This window comes from Stutzerimonas stutzeri, assembly GCF_000590475.1.
Classification (GTDB): domain Bacteria; phylum Pseudomonadota; class Gammaproteobacteria; order Pseudomonadales; family Pseudomonadaceae; genus Stutzerimonas; species Stutzerimonas stutzeri_D.
This window is the reverse complement of sequence record NZ_CP007441.1, coordinates 1250587-1267439: the sequence shown is the minus strand read 5'-3', so window position 1 is coordinate 1267439 and position 16853 is coordinate 1250587. Positions and strand designations below refer to the sequence as shown.

Below are 16853 nucleotides of genomic sequence, written 5' to 3'. Positions count from 1 at the left end.
CAGCCGCTCAAGCCAGCCATTGGCCCGAATTGACTCAGCGCTTACGACAGCACAGCAACAGCCCGACCACACCCGCCGCAATCCCACCCGCCATCAGCAGGTTGCGCTGACGGGAATGGTCGCTCCGCCAACCACCATCGATTCGCCGTTGGCCCAAGGCAGGATGGAACAGGTTGCCTGACGACGGCGCGACCCGATCCGCGCGACGCAGTGCACCGCCGGTCAACAGGCCCGACAATCGATCGAAGCCTGGGACAATGAAGTGGGCGAAGCGCAGCACCGCCGCCATCGCGCCGACCGAGGTGGTATGGCGCGGATGCAACGCCAGACTGACCATTGCTTCGGCCACCTGACGGGGGTCGCAGAGCGGTGGTGGCGGCTGCAGCGAACGCCCCGCATAGTTGCCACCGTCGCGAAAACCGGGCGTATCGACCACCGAAGGATACACATCGCAGACATGAATGCCGGGCCACTGCACGAGTTCGCCGCGCAGCGCATGGGAAAATCCGCGCAGGCCGAACTTGCTGGCCGAATAAGCCACGGCAAACGGCTGCGGCACCCAGCTGCCGACCGATAGCGTATTGATCAGAACTCCGCCGTTCTGCTGTTTGAAATAGGGCAATACCACATGCGCGCCCCGCAGATAACCGATCAGATCGGTCTGTACCACCTGTTCGTGAGCATCCAACGGCGTCTCGTCAAACGCGCCGACCGCACCGACCCCGGCGTTGTTGATCCAGACATCGATGCGCCCCTGACCAAACTCGGCGGCAGCGTTGGCCAATTGCTCCACGGAGTCGCTGAGCGTCATGTCGGTGGGCACTACGAGCGCTTCACTGCCAAGCGCCCGGCATTCATCGGCCGCCTCCTGCAATGCTTCGTCGTCACGTGCGGCCAACACAACGCGGGCTCGCTGGCGAGCGAAAGCCTGCGCAGTGGCGCGGCCGATACCGCTGGAGGCACCGGTTATGACCACCAGCGCACCTTCTAGTCTGGACCCACTCATGCTCGTTCCTCCGAATTGGCTGTCGTTCATAGCTGACAGCCATGGCCAGGCAAACATTCCCTACCGTCGGATGAACGCCAAGCGTCAAACCATCTGCAGCGGCTGTCGGCGAGCCGGAGGTGGAAAGGCGCCATCGAGGGTCGCCAGGTCCTCGGCCGTCAGCTTCAGCTCGGCGGCGGAAGCGTTGGTGCGCAGGTGATTTGGGTTGGCCGATTTGGGTATTACCAGCACACCGGGCTGGCGCAAAGCCCAGGCCAGCGCAACCTGAGCGGGCTGCGCACCGTGTCGACGCGCAACATCAATGACAGCCGAATGGCGCAGCAGGGCACCACCCTGCCCCAACGGACAGTAGGCCATGACCGGCATGCCCTGTGTCTGACACCAAGGCAGCAGATCGAACTCGATCCCTCGTTCGTCCGGGTTGTAAAGCACCTGATTGGTGGCGCATGCGGGGGCGTCCAATTCGTGCATGTCGTCCAGATCGAAGTTCGACACGCCCCAGCGGCGAATCTTGCCCTGATCCTTGAGCCGCTCGAACGCCTCGACGGTTTCCGCCAGTGGATACTGGCCACGCCAATGCAACAGATACAGGTCGATGCACTCAGTGCCCAGGCGACGCAGGCTGCGTTCGCAAGCCTCCGGCACACCTTTGCGACTGGCGTTGTGCGGGTAGACCTTGCTGACCAGAAAAACCCGTTCGCGACGGTTGCGGATCGCCTCGCCGACCACCTCTTCCGCGCCGCCCTCGCCGTACATTTCCGCGGTATCGATGAGCGTCATACCCAGTTCGATGCCGAGGCGCAACGCGGCCACCTCGTTGCTGCGTTCGGCCCGGTTCTCGCCCATGTGCCAGGTGCCCTGGCCGATCACCGGGACCACTCCGCCGTCTGCCAGTTTCAGGGTCCGCATCAACCGTCCTCCCGTGGCGCGTTCTGCTCAGCAACCGGCTCTGCCCACGGATCGTAGGTGCCGAAGTTCCACAAATGTCCTTCAAGGTCACGGCAGCTGAAACCACGACCGCCATAGTCCTCATCTTTCAATTCGACGACGATCTCCGCCCCCGCTGCTTTAGCCTTGGTGTACAGCGCGTCGGCGCTGTTGACGATGACATAGATACTTTGCGTGGAAACGCCGCCGACCTCGTCCGGCTGCCTGACCTGACGCCCATATTGCGAATCGGTCACCGGACCCAGCATCAGCATGCCGCTGCCGAAACTTAGCTGGGCGTGGATGATGCCCACCTGGGCATCCTCGACCACACGCTGGCGCTCGAAATCGAACACCCGGCACAGCCAGTCCAGCGCCGTGGGAACATCGCGGTAACGCAGGCAGGGAATCAGATTGGATGTGGTGTTCTTGCTGTATAGGGACATGAAAGCTCCTTCCGGTTGCCGCGGCAGCGCTGTCAAAAAACGCACCGCATAGCATTCAGACCGATGCCGGGCCGGACGTTCCCACGGCTATGTGCGCTCGGCCAGACCGAGACGGATGCCCAGACCGATCAACACCGAGCCGAACACCCGGTCGAGCCATTGGCTCAAGCGGCGATTGCCGCGCAACGCCGAACTCGCTCGGGCTGCCAGCAGCACCAAGGCGCACTCGATGATGATAGCCACCAGCACCACCAGTACGCCCAGCGCCAGCAACTGCAGGGCCACCGCACCCTCGTTCGGACGCACGAATTGCGGCAGGAACGCCATGAAGAAAATCGCCGCTTTCGGGTTGAGGATGTCCACCAGGATGCCCTGACGATAAGCCTGCCAAGCAGTGATCCGCGCGGCGGAATTGAGGTTGAGTGGCGAGCTGGCGCCGGCAGAGCGCAACGCCTGAACGCCGAGATACAGCAGGTAGGCGGCGCCGACATATTTGACGACGGCAAACGCCAGCGCCGACGTTGCCAGGATCGCCGAGAGGCCTAAAGCAGCCGCTGCGACATGAACCAGTGCGCCGCTGCACACCCCGCACGCCGAGGCCACGCCAACACGCCGCCCGCTGGATAAGGTGCGCGACAGCACGAAAAGCAGATCGGGTCCCGGCGACAGGTTCAACACCAGAGCCGCCGAGAAAAAAACTAACCAGAACGCTGGATCCGCCATGTCCTGCTCCATTCGCCGTCACGGTAAAGGGTGAATCTAGCCCAGTGAATAAAGGGCTTCCAGCACCGCCGAGATGATTGAGCCCTATGCATTTCGTCGGAAAACCGACGCCCGCACACATATTCGACTTTTTATTGTCACCACGCTGAACTATTTTTTTAGGCGTAATGTCAAAGCGCCAGGCCCGGTGAGGACTCCGGGGCGCTACTCGTTAGCCATTTAGCAAAGGATATGCCTCATGATCGATCAAGCCCGTCTGGCGGTCGTCGCCTCGCCAGCTCGTCTCGTTCTGCTGTCCAACGGTGAAATGTCGGATAGCTCGCTCCCCCAGTATTTATTCGATTGCCCGCAGCTGCGGCTTATTCACAGTACAGCTCTTCGTCCTGGCCTGAACGACGCAGATCTGACGCTGATCGACGTTGGTAGCTATTCGGACGCCGATTGCCTGCGTCTGCTTAAACAACTGCGCGACACCCCTACTGCTCTGATCAACGCCCAAGGGGAGCAGGCGCGCCACTTGCTGGAGCTGCATCCCTGGATCAGGGGCGTGTTCTACCCGAATACCAGCCGCTGCAATTTCGCCCGGGGAGTTAGCGTTATCCTCGAGGGCGGCGACTGGCTGCCCCGCGCGTTAATGGAAAAGCTGCTCGGGCGCTATCGCCAATTGACCCACGTTTCGCGTGGCATCGACGAGCTGTCGGTACGCGAAAAGCAAATCCTCGCACTCGCGGGCAAAGGTCTGTCGAACTCGGAAATCGCCGACCGATTACATCTAAGCACCCACACCATCAAAAGCCATATTCATAACGCGCTGGGAAAGCTGGGCGCGTCCAACCGCGCGCAAGGCGCATCTCTGGTCATGGGGCTCGTCAACGAGGCTGGCCTATGAAGGCCGCGTGCCTGAGCCTGATACTGCTCGCCAGTGTTCAGGCCCATGCCGACGAGGCCGAGCTCCAGGGTTTTATCACCAACAACACGATTTCCCGTTCCGGCCTGGAGTTCTATCGCAAGTTCTGCGAGCGCCTGAACGATACCAGCACGCTGGACTTCAACCTGGCGGTCAAGGAACGACCGTCGGCGCGTTGGGGCGTTCTGGTGTGGGTCGAACAGAACAACCAGCCCCTCTACCGCCGTTTCTTACAGCCGAACGTCAGCGACATGGAGCAAACCGCCTACGACGCGGCGGATTTCGTAGTACAAGAGATAAACCGTAGGAAAGTCGAAGCATTGTTCGAAGACACCATTGACCTTGCGAAGGATGAGTTATGAACCGGTCACCACAAAAAATCACCGGCATGCTTCTGGCAGGCTTCTTTTTCAGCACCGGCGTCACCGCGACCGAACTGGTCTATACGCCGGTCAATCCGTCTTTCGGCGGCAGCCCGCTGAACGGTGCCTGGCTGCTGGGCAACGCCCAGGCCCAGAACGACACCACGGACCCGGACGCCATCGACCGCTCCTCTTTGACAGGCACCTCCGCCCTCGATCGCTTCACCAGCCAACTCGAATCCCGTCTGCTTTCCGATCTGCTGAACACGCTAGACGATCCGAACGGTGGCACGCTGCAAACCGATGATTTCCTCATCAACGTCGTAAACCTGGACGGCAATCTGACGGTAGAAATTACCGACCGGCTTACCGGAGAAGTATCGGAAATCGTCGTCAACGGCTACGGCGCCGCAGCCATCAATTAACTCGCAAGGAGCAAAGGCCATGAGAAGCCTATTAGTAGCCATCGGGATGATGGCCGTTCTACAGGGCTGCGCGGTGCGTGAGCCCATGTCGGCAGACCAGGAAACCCCAACCCTCACACCCCGCACCTCCACCTATCAGGACCTGCTTGAGCTGCCGCGCCCCAGAGGCCCATTGGTGGCGGCTGTATATGGTTTCCGCGACCAGACCGGACAGTACAAACCGAGCCCGGCCAGTTCCTTTTCCACCGCTGTCACCCAGGGCGCTGCCAGCATGTTGGTCGACGCCATGCAGGCCAGCGGCTGGTTCATCGTGCTGGAGCGCGAGGGCCTGCAGAACGTGCTGACCGAACGCAAGATCATTCGCGCATCACAGGCCAAGCCGGACGTGGCGCCGAACATTCAGTCGGAGCTGCCGTCGTTGCTGGCGGCCAATATCATCATGGAAGGCGCCATCGTCGCCTACGAAACCAACGTACGCAGCGGTGGCCAGGGCGCACGCTACCTCGGCATTGGCATCTCGCAGGAATACCGGGTCGATCAGGTCACGGTCAATCTGCGTGCCATCGATGTACGCAGCGGTCAGGTGCTGTCCAACGTGATGACCACCAAGACCATCTATTCCATCGGGCGCAGCGCCAACGTCTACAAGTTCATCGAATTCAAGGAGCTGCTCGAAGCCGAAGCCGGTTACACCACCAACGAGCCGGCGCAGCTCTGTGTGCTGTCAGCGATCGAGGCGGCAGTCGCACACCTGATCGCTCAAGGGGTAGACCGTCGGCTCTGGCAGACCGCCGACAATACGCCCGCAGTCAAGGAGGAACTGGCGAAATACCTCACCACGCCGGCCAAGATCTAGCAGCCATTCCCGTTTCGTCCGACGCCACGAAACGGGAAATCTGAAACAAACGCAACGGTTTCACCCATTCGATGGATTTGCCGAATCGCAGTTTAGGACAGGATGGCCTATCGCCATTCAACCAAGGATGACTCATGGACTTCGCGCAAAGGATTGCTCGCAATACGCTGTTGGCGCTGTTCCTTGCGGCGCTTGTCAGCCCCGCCATTCAGGCCGCCGGACTGACCTCCTCAGGTGATCTGGCACCCAGCGAATTCGCCTCCCGTCAGGCTCACGCAATCGCACTGACCCAGTCAGATACCGGCGTGGCAACTGACAACCTCGCCCTCGTCGCTCAGGCCGGGGGCAGCCTGACCGGGGATATCACGCAAATCGGTAGCGCACTGGAAGCTTTCATCCTCCAGAGCGGCTACGCGCACGAAGCATTCATCGTGCAGCACGGCAGCGACAACCAGGGATTGATTGTTCAGGTCGGTGCCGACAACCAGGCACGCATTGAACAGTACGGCGCGGACAACAACGCGCTGATCGAGCAGACCGGCACCGGGCATAGAAGTCGCGTCACGCAGCATGGCCAGGGTCTGAACGTAGTGGTACGCCAATACCACTGAAACAGAGCACCACCAGGAAGTACCGCTGAAAACATTCATGGAGAGACAATAATGTTCAAGATCAACCCCCTTGTAGCTGCCCTTCTCGCGGTCGCCGCCACCCAGGCCTACGCCGTCGAAAATACTTCTGAACAACGCCAGAACGGCATCGACAACCTCGCCCAGGTAGAGCAGAGCGGTGGCAGCTCGAACATGGCCACACAACTGCAGAGCGGCTTAGGTAACGACGCGATGACCGAGCAGAACAGCTCGCTCGCGTCGTCGACCCTGCAAACGCAAATCGCCAACTTTCATCAGGCAGATATCAACCAGACGCTCGCCGTGCACAGCAGCGTGGTGCAATGGCAGAACGGCAACGCCAACGATGCCAGCGCCAACCAGACCGGCACCTGGAACAGCAGCATCGAGCAACGCCAGCATGGCTACGCCAACAGCGCCAACGCGCAGCAGTCCGGCACTCACGACACTGAGTCCTTTACCAAACAACAGGGCAGCCAGAACCTTGCCTCCACCTACCAGGCCGTGACCCATGGCAGCGAGTCTGCGTTGTACCAGGACGGCAACCTTAACGACGCGAGCATCAACCAGTCGTTCAGCGCCAATGATCGCGCCATGATCGATCAGAAAGGCGACGAGAATGCCGCCACGATTATCCAGAACTGGAGCACCGGCTCGGTCGCTGAAGTCGAGCAGGTCGGCAATCTCAACGAGGGCTACGTGCGCCAGACGGGCTCCCAGCATGAGGCTTACACCTATTCCGGCGGCGACAGCAACAACCTGAATGTGGACCAGCGCGGCAGCTACCAGAACGCTTTCGTCTACCAGTCGGGCAACGAAAACAACGTCGACGTCGCCCAGCGCGGCAACGGAAATACCGCCACCGCAGAGCAACAGGGCTTCGGCAACGTGACGGTGATTGGCCAGGACGGTCGTAATCAGGTGGCCTCGGTTGACCAGAGCGGTAATTACAACGACGCCACGGTCGACCAGTATGGCAAGGGCAACGAGTTAACCTTCACTCAGTCGGGCATTCTCAACAGTCTCACCGCGGTACAGGACGGTGAAGGCAACCGCATCACCGGCTCCAGCAGCATCGCTGCCAATGACGTCGATATCCTCCAGGACGGCGACTTCAATCTGGCCGATGTCAACCAGTTCGGCAGCAATCACCAAACGACCATTTCCCAGTACGGCGAAAGCCATCTGGCTACGGTCACGCAGAACGGTGCGGGTAACGAGGCGTTGGTCGCTCAAAGCGGCATGGGCAACAATGCGCTGATCAGCCAAGCCGGGTTCAACAACATGGCGGTCGTCACCCAACAGTAAATTCTGTGCGAATCGCGCAACGGCCGGCCTTGCGCCGACCGTTGCGCACCGCCAAGTAAACCAGGCGAAAACAGAACGACGCCGGTCGTGGTTTTCGGCGGCGACGAAACACCTTAGCGGTCACCGCGCAGCTCCGCGATACGTGCTGCCAGCGCATCAATCGAGAACGGTTTGGTCACGATGCGCATACCTGGTTCCAGCAGACCGTTGCTCATCACGACGCTTTCCGCATAACCGGTTATGAACAGCACATCCAGCAAAGGGTCCCGCTGCCGCGCGGCGTCGGCGAGCTGACGACCGTTCATACCTCCGGGCAGGCCGACATCGGTGACCAGCAGCGCAATCGGCGCGCCACTCTGAAGGATGCGCAACCCTTCCTTGCCGTCAGCGGCCTGCAGCACCCGATATCCCAGCTCTTGCAGGATTTCCACCACCAACATGCGCACGGCGGGCTCATCATCCACCACTAGCACGATCTCGCCAGTGCCGGCGCTCGCCTGCCGTGGCGCCTCCAGTTCGACACCGCCATCGGCCGCAACACTACTGAGCGCGACGTGCGGAAGAAACAGACAGATGCGAGTGCCACGATCCGGCTCGGAGTGTATTTTCACCTGGCCGCCCGACTGTCGGGTAAAGCCGTAGACCATCGACAGTCCCAGGCCCGTGCCCATCCCCAGCGGCTTAGTGGTGTAAAACGGATCGAACGCCTGCGACACGACCTCCTCGGTCATGCCGACACCCGTGTCCGTTACGCATACCCGCACGTATTGACCGCCAGGCACATCGAGCTCCAACGCTGATCGGTCATCCAGTAGTTCGTTGCAGGTCTCGATGCTCAGCGTGCCGCCGTCAGGCATCGCATCCCGCGCGTTGATGCCGAGATTGAGAAGTGCATTTTCCAACTGATTGCGGTCCACCAGTGTCGTCCAGAGCCCACTGGCCATCTGCGTCTCCAATTTGATTGACGGCCCGACCGTGCGGCTGAGGAGTTCTCGCAGATCCCTGACCAGCTCCCCGACATCGGTCGCCATTGGGTCGAGCGTCTGGCGGCGAGAGAATGCCAGCAACCGATGCGTCAACGCGGCGGCTCGGCGAGTTGCCGTCTGCGCCACCGCTACGTAATGCGCGAGCGAATCGAAGCGTCTCTGCTCGATGCGTTTTTCGAGCAGTTCCAGACTGCCGCCGATCCCGGTCAGCAGATTGTTGAAATCGTGGGCAAGGCCGCCGGTCAACTGGCCGACCGCTTCCATCTTCTGACTTTGGCGCAGTTGCGCTTCGGCCAACTCGAGTGCCTGCGCCTGTTCCTTTAGCGCGGTGATGTCGCGCCCCACTGCGTTGATGACGGCATCAGCCGGTCGCGACGACCAGCTGATCCAGCGATAACTGCCGTCGTTGCGCCGATAACGGTTTTCGAAATGCACGAAGGACTCCCCTTGCGAGGAGCGCCGCATCGTCTCCAGCGTGCTGGGGACGTCGTCCGGATGGAGGAAATCAAGGGTGCTGGCGCCGAGCAACTGCGCTTCGCTCCAACCCAACAGCTGCTGCCAGGCCGGGTTAACGGCAATGATGACCCCGTCGAAACGGCAGCGGATCATCACGTCGCTGGACAATTCCCAGAGCTGATTGCGGTCCTTGGTCCGGGTGGCGACTTCCTCGCGCAGGGATTCCGTCAGCGCCTGCAGCGCCAGTTCAGCGGAGCGACGCGCCGAGACATCGTTGAACAGAACCGCGACACGGTATTCGGAGGGTTCACCAACCGGCATCGCCTGGACTTCGTACCAGCGCTGCAAGGCATCGGCATTGTTCTCGAAACGCACCGGGCGGCGGCTCAGAGCGACCTCGCCATAGATGTCAAACCAGTGCTGCTCATGGGCAGGCGCCAGATCGGTCATCCACTTGCCGACCGCATCGGCCAGCCCGGTCTGACGCTCGAATGCCGGATTGGTCTCAAGAAAGCGATAGTCGATCGGGCGGCCTTCGGCATCGAATTTCATCTCGATAACGCAGAATCCCGCATCGATCGCGTCGAACAGGGTACGGTAGCGCTGATCGCTGTCAGCCAGGCGTTGAGCAACCGCATCCTCTGTCGTGCAATCGCGCAGGATCTTTAGAAAACCCAGGTGACGACCGTCGCAGAACAAAGGGGTGAGCGTGCCCGCCCCGCGCAAGCGCGAGCCGTCCGCACGGATATACCAACGCTCGTGGCTGGTCTTACCCTCCGCCAGCGCGTGGCGCATGTGCTCACGCAGCAGCTCCGCAGAATGCTCTTCGCTGCTGAACAGACGGTCGAATGCCTTCCCGCACATCTGCTGCGCGGTCCAGCCGAAGATGCGCTCAGCACCAGCGCTCCAGGCGGTAATCACCCCTTGCGGATCGGTGGTAAGCATCGCGCAGTCGCAAGCGGCATCGAAGACTGCCTGTATGTGCTGCCCTGAATCAGGAATGACGTTGCCTCCTACAGCTGATCGAACCTATCCATAAGCCAGTCGCCCGTTCATGGATAGAGCCGTTTGCAACTTTAACCAATCGACCAGTTAGCCCTCCAGCGAAGACTGGCTGCCGGCTACTTCGACCGCGTATAACTTTCATCGTCGCAGCCCGGCGGAAACGGGTTTATTCCTGCCTGGCCGAAGGCGTGGGGAAACCGAAGACCAGCGCTTTCAATCCGCTGTCAGGGCTGATATCGGGAAATTCCGGCGGGTTCTCCAGACGCTCCTGAAACACCAAATCGGGCGCCTCGGCGGCAACGCCGTCGATAAGGAAATCCGGCCCGGTATCCGGGTCGTTGATGCAAGCCAAGACCGAGCCAGTTGGCGTCAACAGTTCAGGCAGGCGCCGAAGAATCTTCTGGTAATCACGGCTCAGCGCAAAGCTGCCTTTCTGGAACGACGGCGGATCGATGATCACCAGGTCGTACGGGCCGCTTTTCTTGACCTTACCCCAGGACTTGAACAGTTCGTGGCCGAGAAAGCTGACCTTGCTCAGATCATGTCCATTGAGTCGATGGTTGTCGCGTCCGCGGCTCAGTGCGGCCCGCGCCATATCCAGGTTGACCACATGCTCGGCGCCACCGGCGATGGCCGCCACGGAAAACCCGCAGGTGTAGGCGAACAAATTGAGCACGCGCTTGCCCTGCGCCTGCTGCTGGACCCAGCGCCGGCCGTAACGCATGTCGAGGAACAGCCCGTTGTTCTGCTTGATGCCCAGGTCGAGCTTGTAACGCAGTCCATTCTCGGTAATCAGCCATTCTTCGTTCGGTTCGCCGAGCAGCTGCTGCATATGGCTGTCGGGCTGGTAGCGGTGCTGCAATAACAAGGTATGCGCCCCACTTAATTGCCAGGGTTGCGAGTCAGTTAGCGCGGACAACATCCCGATTAGCGCCTCGAGCTCGTCTGCGGCCGGCTCACGAAACAGCGAAACCAACACCACACCTTGCAGCCAGTCCACCGTGACGTGCTCGAGCCCGGCCCAGCAACGCCCACGCCCATGGAAAAGCCGGCGGGTTTCGTCCGGTAGCTGAGTCAGGGCTTGGCTGAGGTGCTGTTGGAGCGTGGTGAGGGCTTCAGGTTGCATGGGGCACATCGTCTGAAAAAAGGCGCTCATTCTAAAGCAGGACGCGCGCATCCAGGACCAAACAACCACCGTTACGCTGGGCTGGATGGCTTCGCCGCGCGGCGCCCCTTGGGGGCTGCCGCTTTGCGGCCCGCCCCCTTGCGCTTTTTCCAGGGTGCGCCGCGACCGGCCAGGGCAGCGGGCCCGCTGATCGTCATGCGCACGCCCTTGCAGCGTTCGACCTGCTTGCTCATCCACGCCGATTGTTTGCTGACGAATTCATCCAGGCTCATTTCGCCGCTTTGCACCATGTCCAGTGCCTGTTCCCAGATCGCCGTGGTGCCGGGGTCGGCAATGGCGCGAGGCACCGCATCGATCAGGCTGAACGCCGCCGGCGTCGCCGCCAATGCCTTGCCCTGCTTGGTCAGGTAGCCGCGATCGAGCAGGCCCTGAATGATCCCCGCACGCGTCGCCTCGGTGCCGATGCCGGTGGTGTCCTTGAGCTTCTGTTTCAGCTTGGGATCATCCACCAGCTTGGCCACATTCTTCATCGCCTTGATCAGGTCGCCTTCGGTAAAGGGCTTGGGCGGCTGCGTCCAGAGATCCTTGAAGATCAGGTCATGGATCGGGCATGTCTGCCCTTCACGCAGCGCCGGCAGCGTCTGCGGCGCTGGCGCTTCACGGCCTCGACTCGCCGCCAGTGCCTCGGGCAAGGCGCGCTTCCAACCTGGCTCGACGATCTGTTTGCCGACTGCCCGCAGCGCCTGGCCGGCGCAATCGAAATCGGCCTGGGTGCGCTCGTATTCATGCGCCGGCAGGAACTGCGCCAGATAACGGGCGCGGATCAGCGTATAGACCGCCCGCGGCTTACCCGTCAGCCGCTCGAAGGCGCGAGCCGCCGCCGTGGGGATGATGCCGTGGTGAGCGCTGACCTTGGCATCGTTCCAGGCACGCGACTTGCACTGGGGTTCGAGATGCGGTGTGAGCTCGTCGAGCGACGGATCCGCCTGCGCCAGCGCAGCAAGAATGCCCGGCGCTTCGCTGTGCTGACTCAACGGCAGGTAGCCGCAATCGCTGCGGGGATAGGTGATGAGCTTGTAGGTTTCGTATAGCGACTGGGCGATATCGAGCGTTTCCTGAGCGCCCAGCCCGAGCTTCTTCGAGCAGAGTTCCTGCAGGGTGCCGAGATCGAACGGTAGCGGCGCGGCTTCACGCATGCGCTCGGTCTTGAGCTTCTGCAGTTGGGCGCTGCCAGCTGCACGCATGTCCTGGGCGGCTTCCTGCGCCAGCGCCTGGTCGAGGCAACGCCCTTGATCGTCACAATTTCCATCCAGTGCGCGCCACTGCGCGGCAAAGGGCACCGGGTCGTCACCCAACAGCTGCACCTCGATGGCCCAGAACGGCCGCGGCACGAAGTCGGCAATGCTGCGGTCACGGTCGACCACCAGGCGCAGCGTCGGCGTCTGCACCCGGCCCACCGGCAGCACACCTTGATAGCCGGACTGGCGCCCGAGCAGCGTGAACAATCGGCTCATGTTCATGCCGATTAGCCAGTCGGCACGCGATCGCCCAAGCGCCGACTGATAGAGGTTGAAGGTCTCCGCACCCGCGCGCAGCGCGCCGAGTGCCTTGCGGATGGACGCATCGTCCAGCGCCGACAGCCACAGCCGCTGGATCGGCCCACGATAGCGACAGTGCTCGACCAGCTCGCGGGCAATCATCTCGCCCTCGCGGTCGGCGTCGGTGGCGATCACCAACTCCTGCGCCTCGCCCAGCAGGCGCTTGACCGCCTTGTACTGGCTTGCGGTCTTGGGCTTGACCAGCATCTTCCAGCGCTCGGGAACGATCGGCAGGTCGCCCACCACCCAGCGTTTGTAGCGCGCGTCGTAGCTGTCCGGTGGAGCGGTTTCCAGCAGATGGCCGATGCACCAGGTCACGGTGACACCCACGCCCACCCAACATCCATCGCCACGCCGCGTAGCGCCGAGCACGTGGGCAATGTCCTTGGCCTGGGAAGGTTTTTCGCAGAGAAACAGCTGCATCAGGTTGTCACTGGGTCGTTTGCAATGCCGGCTAGCATGCGCAGCAGCGACGCATCAGGCAAGATTTATCTGTATGGATATACAGATATTGGTTAGTTCGCAGGTGGGGGATAGAGCAATCGCGAGCTTGTAGTGGATGACGTCTGCTTTTGGCCCAGAAGCGGGCATAACCGGGCGGCTAACTTCAATTAACGGCAGACCATGAGGCGTCCTACGCAACCTGAATTCTCAAGTGTTTGAAGTGATGGCTCTCCGCCCTTACTTAACAAACTTATGGCAGGTAATGCCGGCATCAATGCGCAGCTTTTGAACGGGCTCGATAGTCTCGGTCCCACCGATTTCTTTAACCATAGCGACGCCGCAGAACTGCTGCTCAGCGGTGAGCCAAGGGACAATGCCGTTCTTAGTTTCGCTCCAGGAGCCTGCTGTCACAATGTAGGTTGCGCTTTTTTCCGGCATGAACGAAAAGGTTATCTGGCATACCTTCCCGACGGATTCGCGGCGATAGGTAACCACCAAGTCCTTCTCTACTGCTACAGGCGACTCGATAACTCCGTTGACGTAGGGCAATGGGGTATAGCCTGCGTAACAACCTTTGTCATCAAGGTTCATAAGATGCAGGTCAGTGCCTGCTTTATATTGTGTGCGTAAGGTCGCAGAGGGCTCATCGGCCAGCGGAAACACGTACTGATCGCCCTGCATAAACGAACTGCAACCGCTCAACATTAGGGTGGCAGCCAGCATTGCACTGGCGCCACCAAACCTGTTCATCCCATCCATTAACCACTCCTTGATCTCTATTACCCGTTAAATATCAGACGAATGCGCGCTAGGAGAGGCTAAATGATACGGAATCGCCTGAACCCAGGCAGTGACATGTCGCATGAAAGCGTTACCGCTTAGGCTGCTTGGAGCGTGTCCTACCTATCATGACAGCTGCTAATGGCCCAGAGCGTGTAAAAACACATTCGTAGCTTGGGTGACGCAACCCAGCGCTGTTGGACGAAGCGATTGCCTAAGCGTTTGCCATGATCAGCACCAGTAACGTTCCAGAGCGTTATAAAGCGCTTTAGCGCCTCCTGGAGCCACGAAATACGGGGGCTTTTTACGCCGCCATCGCCGTCAGCAAGCCTTCGGTGCCGATGATTTTCATAACCCGCTTCATGTTGTAGGCGAGCACATTCAGGCTCATCTCCGCGCTGACTCCGGCGAGCCTACGGGTCAAGAAATGCGTCGAGCCCATCCATTGTTTGAGCGTTCCGAAGGGATGCTCAACAGTCCGTTTACGAACCCGCATCATCTCTGGCGCTTGGTTCAACCGGCGCTGCATTTTCTCCAACACAGCTTCATGCTCCCAGCGCCTTACTCGACGATTTTTTCTCGGCGCGCACTGGTTTTTTAGCGCGCAAGTTTGGCAATTTGAGCTCCGGTAACAGTGCATATTCATGCCTTGCTCAACACTGGAGAAGCGCCAGGGCAACGCCTCTCCTGCCGGGCAGATGTATTCGTTTTTCGTCGCGTTCTACGACGCCGTACTCGGCGTGCTCGGCGCAGGCGAGCCAATCCGCAACACGGCCCCAGCCGGGTACACCCGCCTTTTCTACCGCCACGACGGGAGCCTCTTCGGTGTCACCGAGCCCATCAACGGTGAAGAAGCGACCGTAGCCAATGGCGGTACGATTGGCTTCAAATGCAGCTCGCCCGAGCAAGTCCAGGCGTTTCATGACGTAGCAGTCGCGCATGGCGGCACCACCTGCGAGGAGCCGCCAGGGCTGCGTGAAAGCAGCCTCGGCGCAATGCATCTGGCCTATGTCCGCGACCCTGACGGCAACAAGCTGTGCGCCATCTACCGCGCCCCGTAACCTGCCCGTGTAGCGCTGCCAAGCAGGGTGCGGCGGCGTTGAAAGCTGAACGACGACGCTAGAAAGTGGGTGCGCTGGTCTTGCGGGCTAGGCATCAACGCCGCAACCGATCACCAGCACGCTACAACCATCGGGAAACGGATCCCTCTGCATCGTGATTTGCCGTTGGCCGCGACCGGCCCGTTGAATCGGTCGGTCTCAAATGCGGTTACGCGCTTAGCCCGGCTTGTCCGGCTGCACGCCTGCGCGCCATTGCGCGATATGGTTCGCCAGCAGGTCGGCGACCGGCAGGCAGGCGCCGAGTCGGTAGAGGTTCCAGTAATGCCCTTCCAGCGTGCGGTTGACCAGCAGCGTACCGGACGCGGGCTGCAGACTGCCGAGCGCGGACATCAGCAACGGCGAGAGCTCGACCAGTTGCTGATGCAGGGACGCGCCGCGAAAATCCCATTGCGCGCCGGGTTGCAGCAACGGATGCAACAACAGATGGATGCGGCGATACAAGCCATGCGGTGGCGCGCTGCCGGGCTGGCGCCCGTCGAGTGCCTGGAAGCCTGCCTCCAATGCCTCGCTGGAGGGGCCGCGCAAGGCATCGAAGATCTGTACATAAGCGCGCAGCAAGCGCACCGGCAGCGGGACGACGCTGCCGAAATCGTAGACCACCAGTTCCCCCGTTTCGGTCCAGGCCAGATTGCCCGGGTGCGGGTCGGCATGCAGCTGCCCAAGGCCGAATGCCTGCTCGGCGAGCCAGTCGCAGAGGGCTTCGGCCAGTCGTTGGCGGATCTCGGCGGGCGCCTCTTCGACCTCGTTCATCGAGCGTCCCGGCAGTTCTTCCAGTACCAGCACCCCCGGTCGGCACAGGGCCGCGACGGAGAACGGAATGCGCACGCCGGCCCAGTCCGCGAAGTGCTGGCGAAAGCGCTCGAGGTTGTCGCGCTCGGCGCCGTAATCGAGCTCCTGATCGATGGCGCGCTGCAACTCACGGTAGACCGATTCGAGCCGCGCCGAGGGCGTACCGAACAATCGCCCCAGGGGCATCAGCCGGCGTAGCTGGCGCAGATCGGCATCGCAGATGGCGCGGATTCCGGGGTACTGGATCTTCATGATCAGCGCCCGCCCCTGCCGGTCACGCGCCCGGTGCACCTGCCCCAGCGACGCCGCCGCGGCGGGTTGCGCTTCGATGAAGTCGAACAGCTCGTAGAGCTGCCCGTCATAGTGGCGTTGCAAATAGGATTCGAGCGAGGCGAACGGCAGTGACGGGACCTGGTTCTGCAGCCGGGACAAGGCCGTGCTGATCGGCGGGGGCAACACATCCTGCCACTGCGAGGCTTGCTGGCCGAGCTTGAGCACCGGGCCCTTCATCTGTCCCAGGGTGTCGCCGAGCAGGTCGCCGATCGGCGCCCAGTCGATCCCGGCCCTGCCCGGCGTGATGCGCTGCGCCACCAGATTGCCGGCAATCCGCGCGCCGGCGCCACTCAGGCGCAACAGTCGGCCCAACGCCGAGGCCGAAGGACGTGAGGTTCGAGACATACTGGGCACCCACAACAGGCAAAGGCTGATCATGGGCCAGCAGGCCCGGCGATCCAAGGCGCAATGGTTGCCACCTGTTGCGTCGTTGCAGCGCTGAAGCGGGACGCATGCCGGTCAAGCGAAACGACGGCTGAGGGCTCTGCCTCGGGGTTTCGCGGCCAGGTCAGAGTCACTGCAAGCGCCCTTAACCACTTCGCCAAGGGGAACGGCGCGGCAAAAGACCAGTCGGATATACAAGACTGTGCCCCTCGGTGTATCGCCTGCTGATCGCATCTGTGCGA

The 16853-nt window shown here is 61.3% G+C and carries 16 protein-coding genes and 1 pseudogene; 7 read left to right on the top strand and 10 right to left on the bottom strand.

Annotated features, from left to right (window positions below; genetic code table 11):
- Positions 1-34: 34 nt before the first annotated feature.
- The 4 genes from CH92_RS05855 to CH92_RS05840 all read right to left on the bottom strand — a co-directional run bounded on the left by CH92_RS05855 (position 35) and on the right by CH92_RS05840 (position 3102).
- Positions 35-1006, bottom strand: coding sequence for an SDR family oxidoreductase (locus CH92_RS05855; RefSeq protein ID WP_025240846.1), 972 nt, complete (start codon positions 1004-1006; stop codon positions 35-37).
- A gap of 84 nt (positions 1007-1090) precedes the next feature.
- Positions 1091-1915 (bottom strand): aldo/keto reductase, encoded by an 825-nt coding sequence (locus tag CH92_RS05850; RefSeq protein ID WP_025240845.1) that lies wholly within the window; start codon positions 1913-1915, stop codon positions 1091-1093.
- Positions 1915-2379 carry a VOC family protein gene (locus CH92_RS05845; RefSeq protein WP_025240844.1) on the bottom strand — a complete coding sequence of 155 codons (465 nt, stop codon included), beginning with the start codon at positions 2377-2379 and terminating at the stop codon, positions 1915-1917. The genes CH92_RS05850 and CH92_RS05845 overlap by 1 nt, the downstream gene beginning before the upstream one ends.
- 87 nt (positions 2380-2466) lie before the next feature.
- Positions 2467-3102, bottom strand: a complete 636-nt coding sequence (locus CH92_RS05840; RefSeq protein WP_025240843.1) for a LysE family translocator — start codon at positions 3100-3102, stop codon at positions 2467-2469.
- Between the two features lie 238 nt (positions 3103-3340).
- Between CH92_RS05840 and CH92_RS05835 the strand changes: the two genes are divergently transcribed.
- The 6 genes from CH92_RS05835 (at position 3341) to CH92_RS05810 (ending at position 7589) form a co-directional block, all read left to right on the top strand.
- The gene (locus tag CH92_RS05835) at positions 3341-3991 is read left to right on the top strand and encodes a helix-turn-helix transcriptional regulator (protein ID WP_025240842.1); all 651 of its coding nucleotides are present in this window, start codon (positions 3341-3343) and stop codon (positions 3989-3991) included.
- Positions 3988-4371, top strand: a complete 384-nt coding sequence (gene csgE / locus CH92_RS05830; RefSeq protein WP_025240841.1) for a curli production assembly/transport protein CsgE — start codon at positions 3988-3990, stop codon at positions 4369-4371. The genes CH92_RS05835 and csgE overlap by 4 nt, the downstream gene beginning before the upstream one ends.
- A complete protein-coding gene (locus CH92_RS05825; protein ID WP_025240840.1) occupies positions 4368-4796 on the top strand; it encodes a curli assembly protein CsgF in 429 nt (142 codons plus the stop codon). The genes csgE and CH92_RS05825 overlap by 4 nt, the downstream gene beginning before the upstream one ends.
- A 19-nt stretch (positions 4797-4815) precedes the next feature.
- Complete coding sequence (locus tag CH92_RS05820; protein WP_080689976.1) at positions 4816-5652, top strand: CsgG/HfaB family protein; 837 nt, start codon at positions 4816-4818, stop codon at positions 5650-5652.
- A gap of 134 nt (positions 5653-5786) precedes the next feature.
- Positions 5787-6263, top strand: a complete 477-nt coding sequence (locus tag CH92_RS05815) for a hypothetical protein (RefSeq protein ID WP_025240838.1) — start codon at positions 5787-5789, stop codon at positions 6261-6263.
- Between the two features lie 51 nt (positions 6264-6314).
- Positions 6315-7589 carry a hypothetical protein gene (locus tag CH92_RS05810; protein WP_025240837.1) on the top strand — a complete coding sequence of 425 codons (1275 nt, stop codon included), beginning with the start codon at positions 6315-6317 and terminating at the stop codon, positions 7587-7589.
- Between the two features lie 113 nt (positions 7590-7702).
- Here CH92_RS05810 and CH92_RS05805 read toward each other — a convergent pair whose 3' ends face one another.
- From CH92_RS05805 to CH92_RS05785, 5 genes and pseudogenes are all read right to left on the bottom strand, one after another.
- Positions 7703-9976 carry a PAS domain S-box protein gene (locus CH92_RS05805; protein ID WP_025240836.1) on the bottom strand — a complete coding sequence of 758 codons (2274 nt, stop codon included), beginning with the start codon at positions 9974-9976 and terminating at the stop codon, positions 7703-7705.
- A 226-nt stretch (positions 9977-10202) separates the two neighbouring features.
- Positions 10203-11162, bottom strand: a complete 960-nt coding sequence (locus CH92_RS05800; protein ID WP_025240835.1) for a class I SAM-dependent methyltransferase — start codon at positions 11160-11162, stop codon at positions 10203-10205.
- A 71-nt stretch (positions 11163-11233) separates the two neighbouring features.
- The gene (locus CH92_RS05795; protein WP_025240834.1) at positions 11234-13183 is read right to left on the bottom strand and encodes a DNA topoisomerase III; all 1950 of its coding nucleotides are present in this window, start codon (positions 13181-13183) and stop codon (positions 11234-11236) included.
- 258 nt (positions 13184-13441) lie between these two features.
- Positions 13442-13963: a hypothetical protein gene (locus CH92_RS05790; RefSeq protein WP_025240833.1), complete on the bottom strand. Its 522-nt coding sequence runs from the start codon at positions 13961-13963 to the stop codon at positions 13442-13444.
- Positions 13964-14288: 325 nt separating this feature from the next.
- Positions 14289-14705, bottom strand: a pseudogene (locus tag CH92_RS05785) (transposase); the annotation flags it as partial.
- Here CH92_RS05785 and CH92_RS05780 point away from each other — a divergent pair.
- Complete coding sequence (locus CH92_RS05780; RefSeq protein WP_025240831.1) at positions 14683-15045, top strand: VOC family protein; 363 nt, start codon at positions 14683-14685, stop codon at positions 15043-15045. The pseudogene CH92_RS05785 and the gene CH92_RS05780 overlap by 23 nt on opposite strands.
- A gap of 216 nt (positions 15046-15261) precedes the next feature.
- Here CH92_RS05780 and CH92_RS05775 read toward each other — a convergent pair whose 3' ends face one another.
- Complete coding sequence (locus CH92_RS05775) at positions 15262-16572, bottom strand: ABC1 kinase family protein (RefSeq protein ID WP_025240830.1); 1311 nt, start codon at positions 16570-16572, stop codon at positions 15262-15264.
- Between the last annotated feature and the right edge of the window lie 281 nt (positions 16573-16853).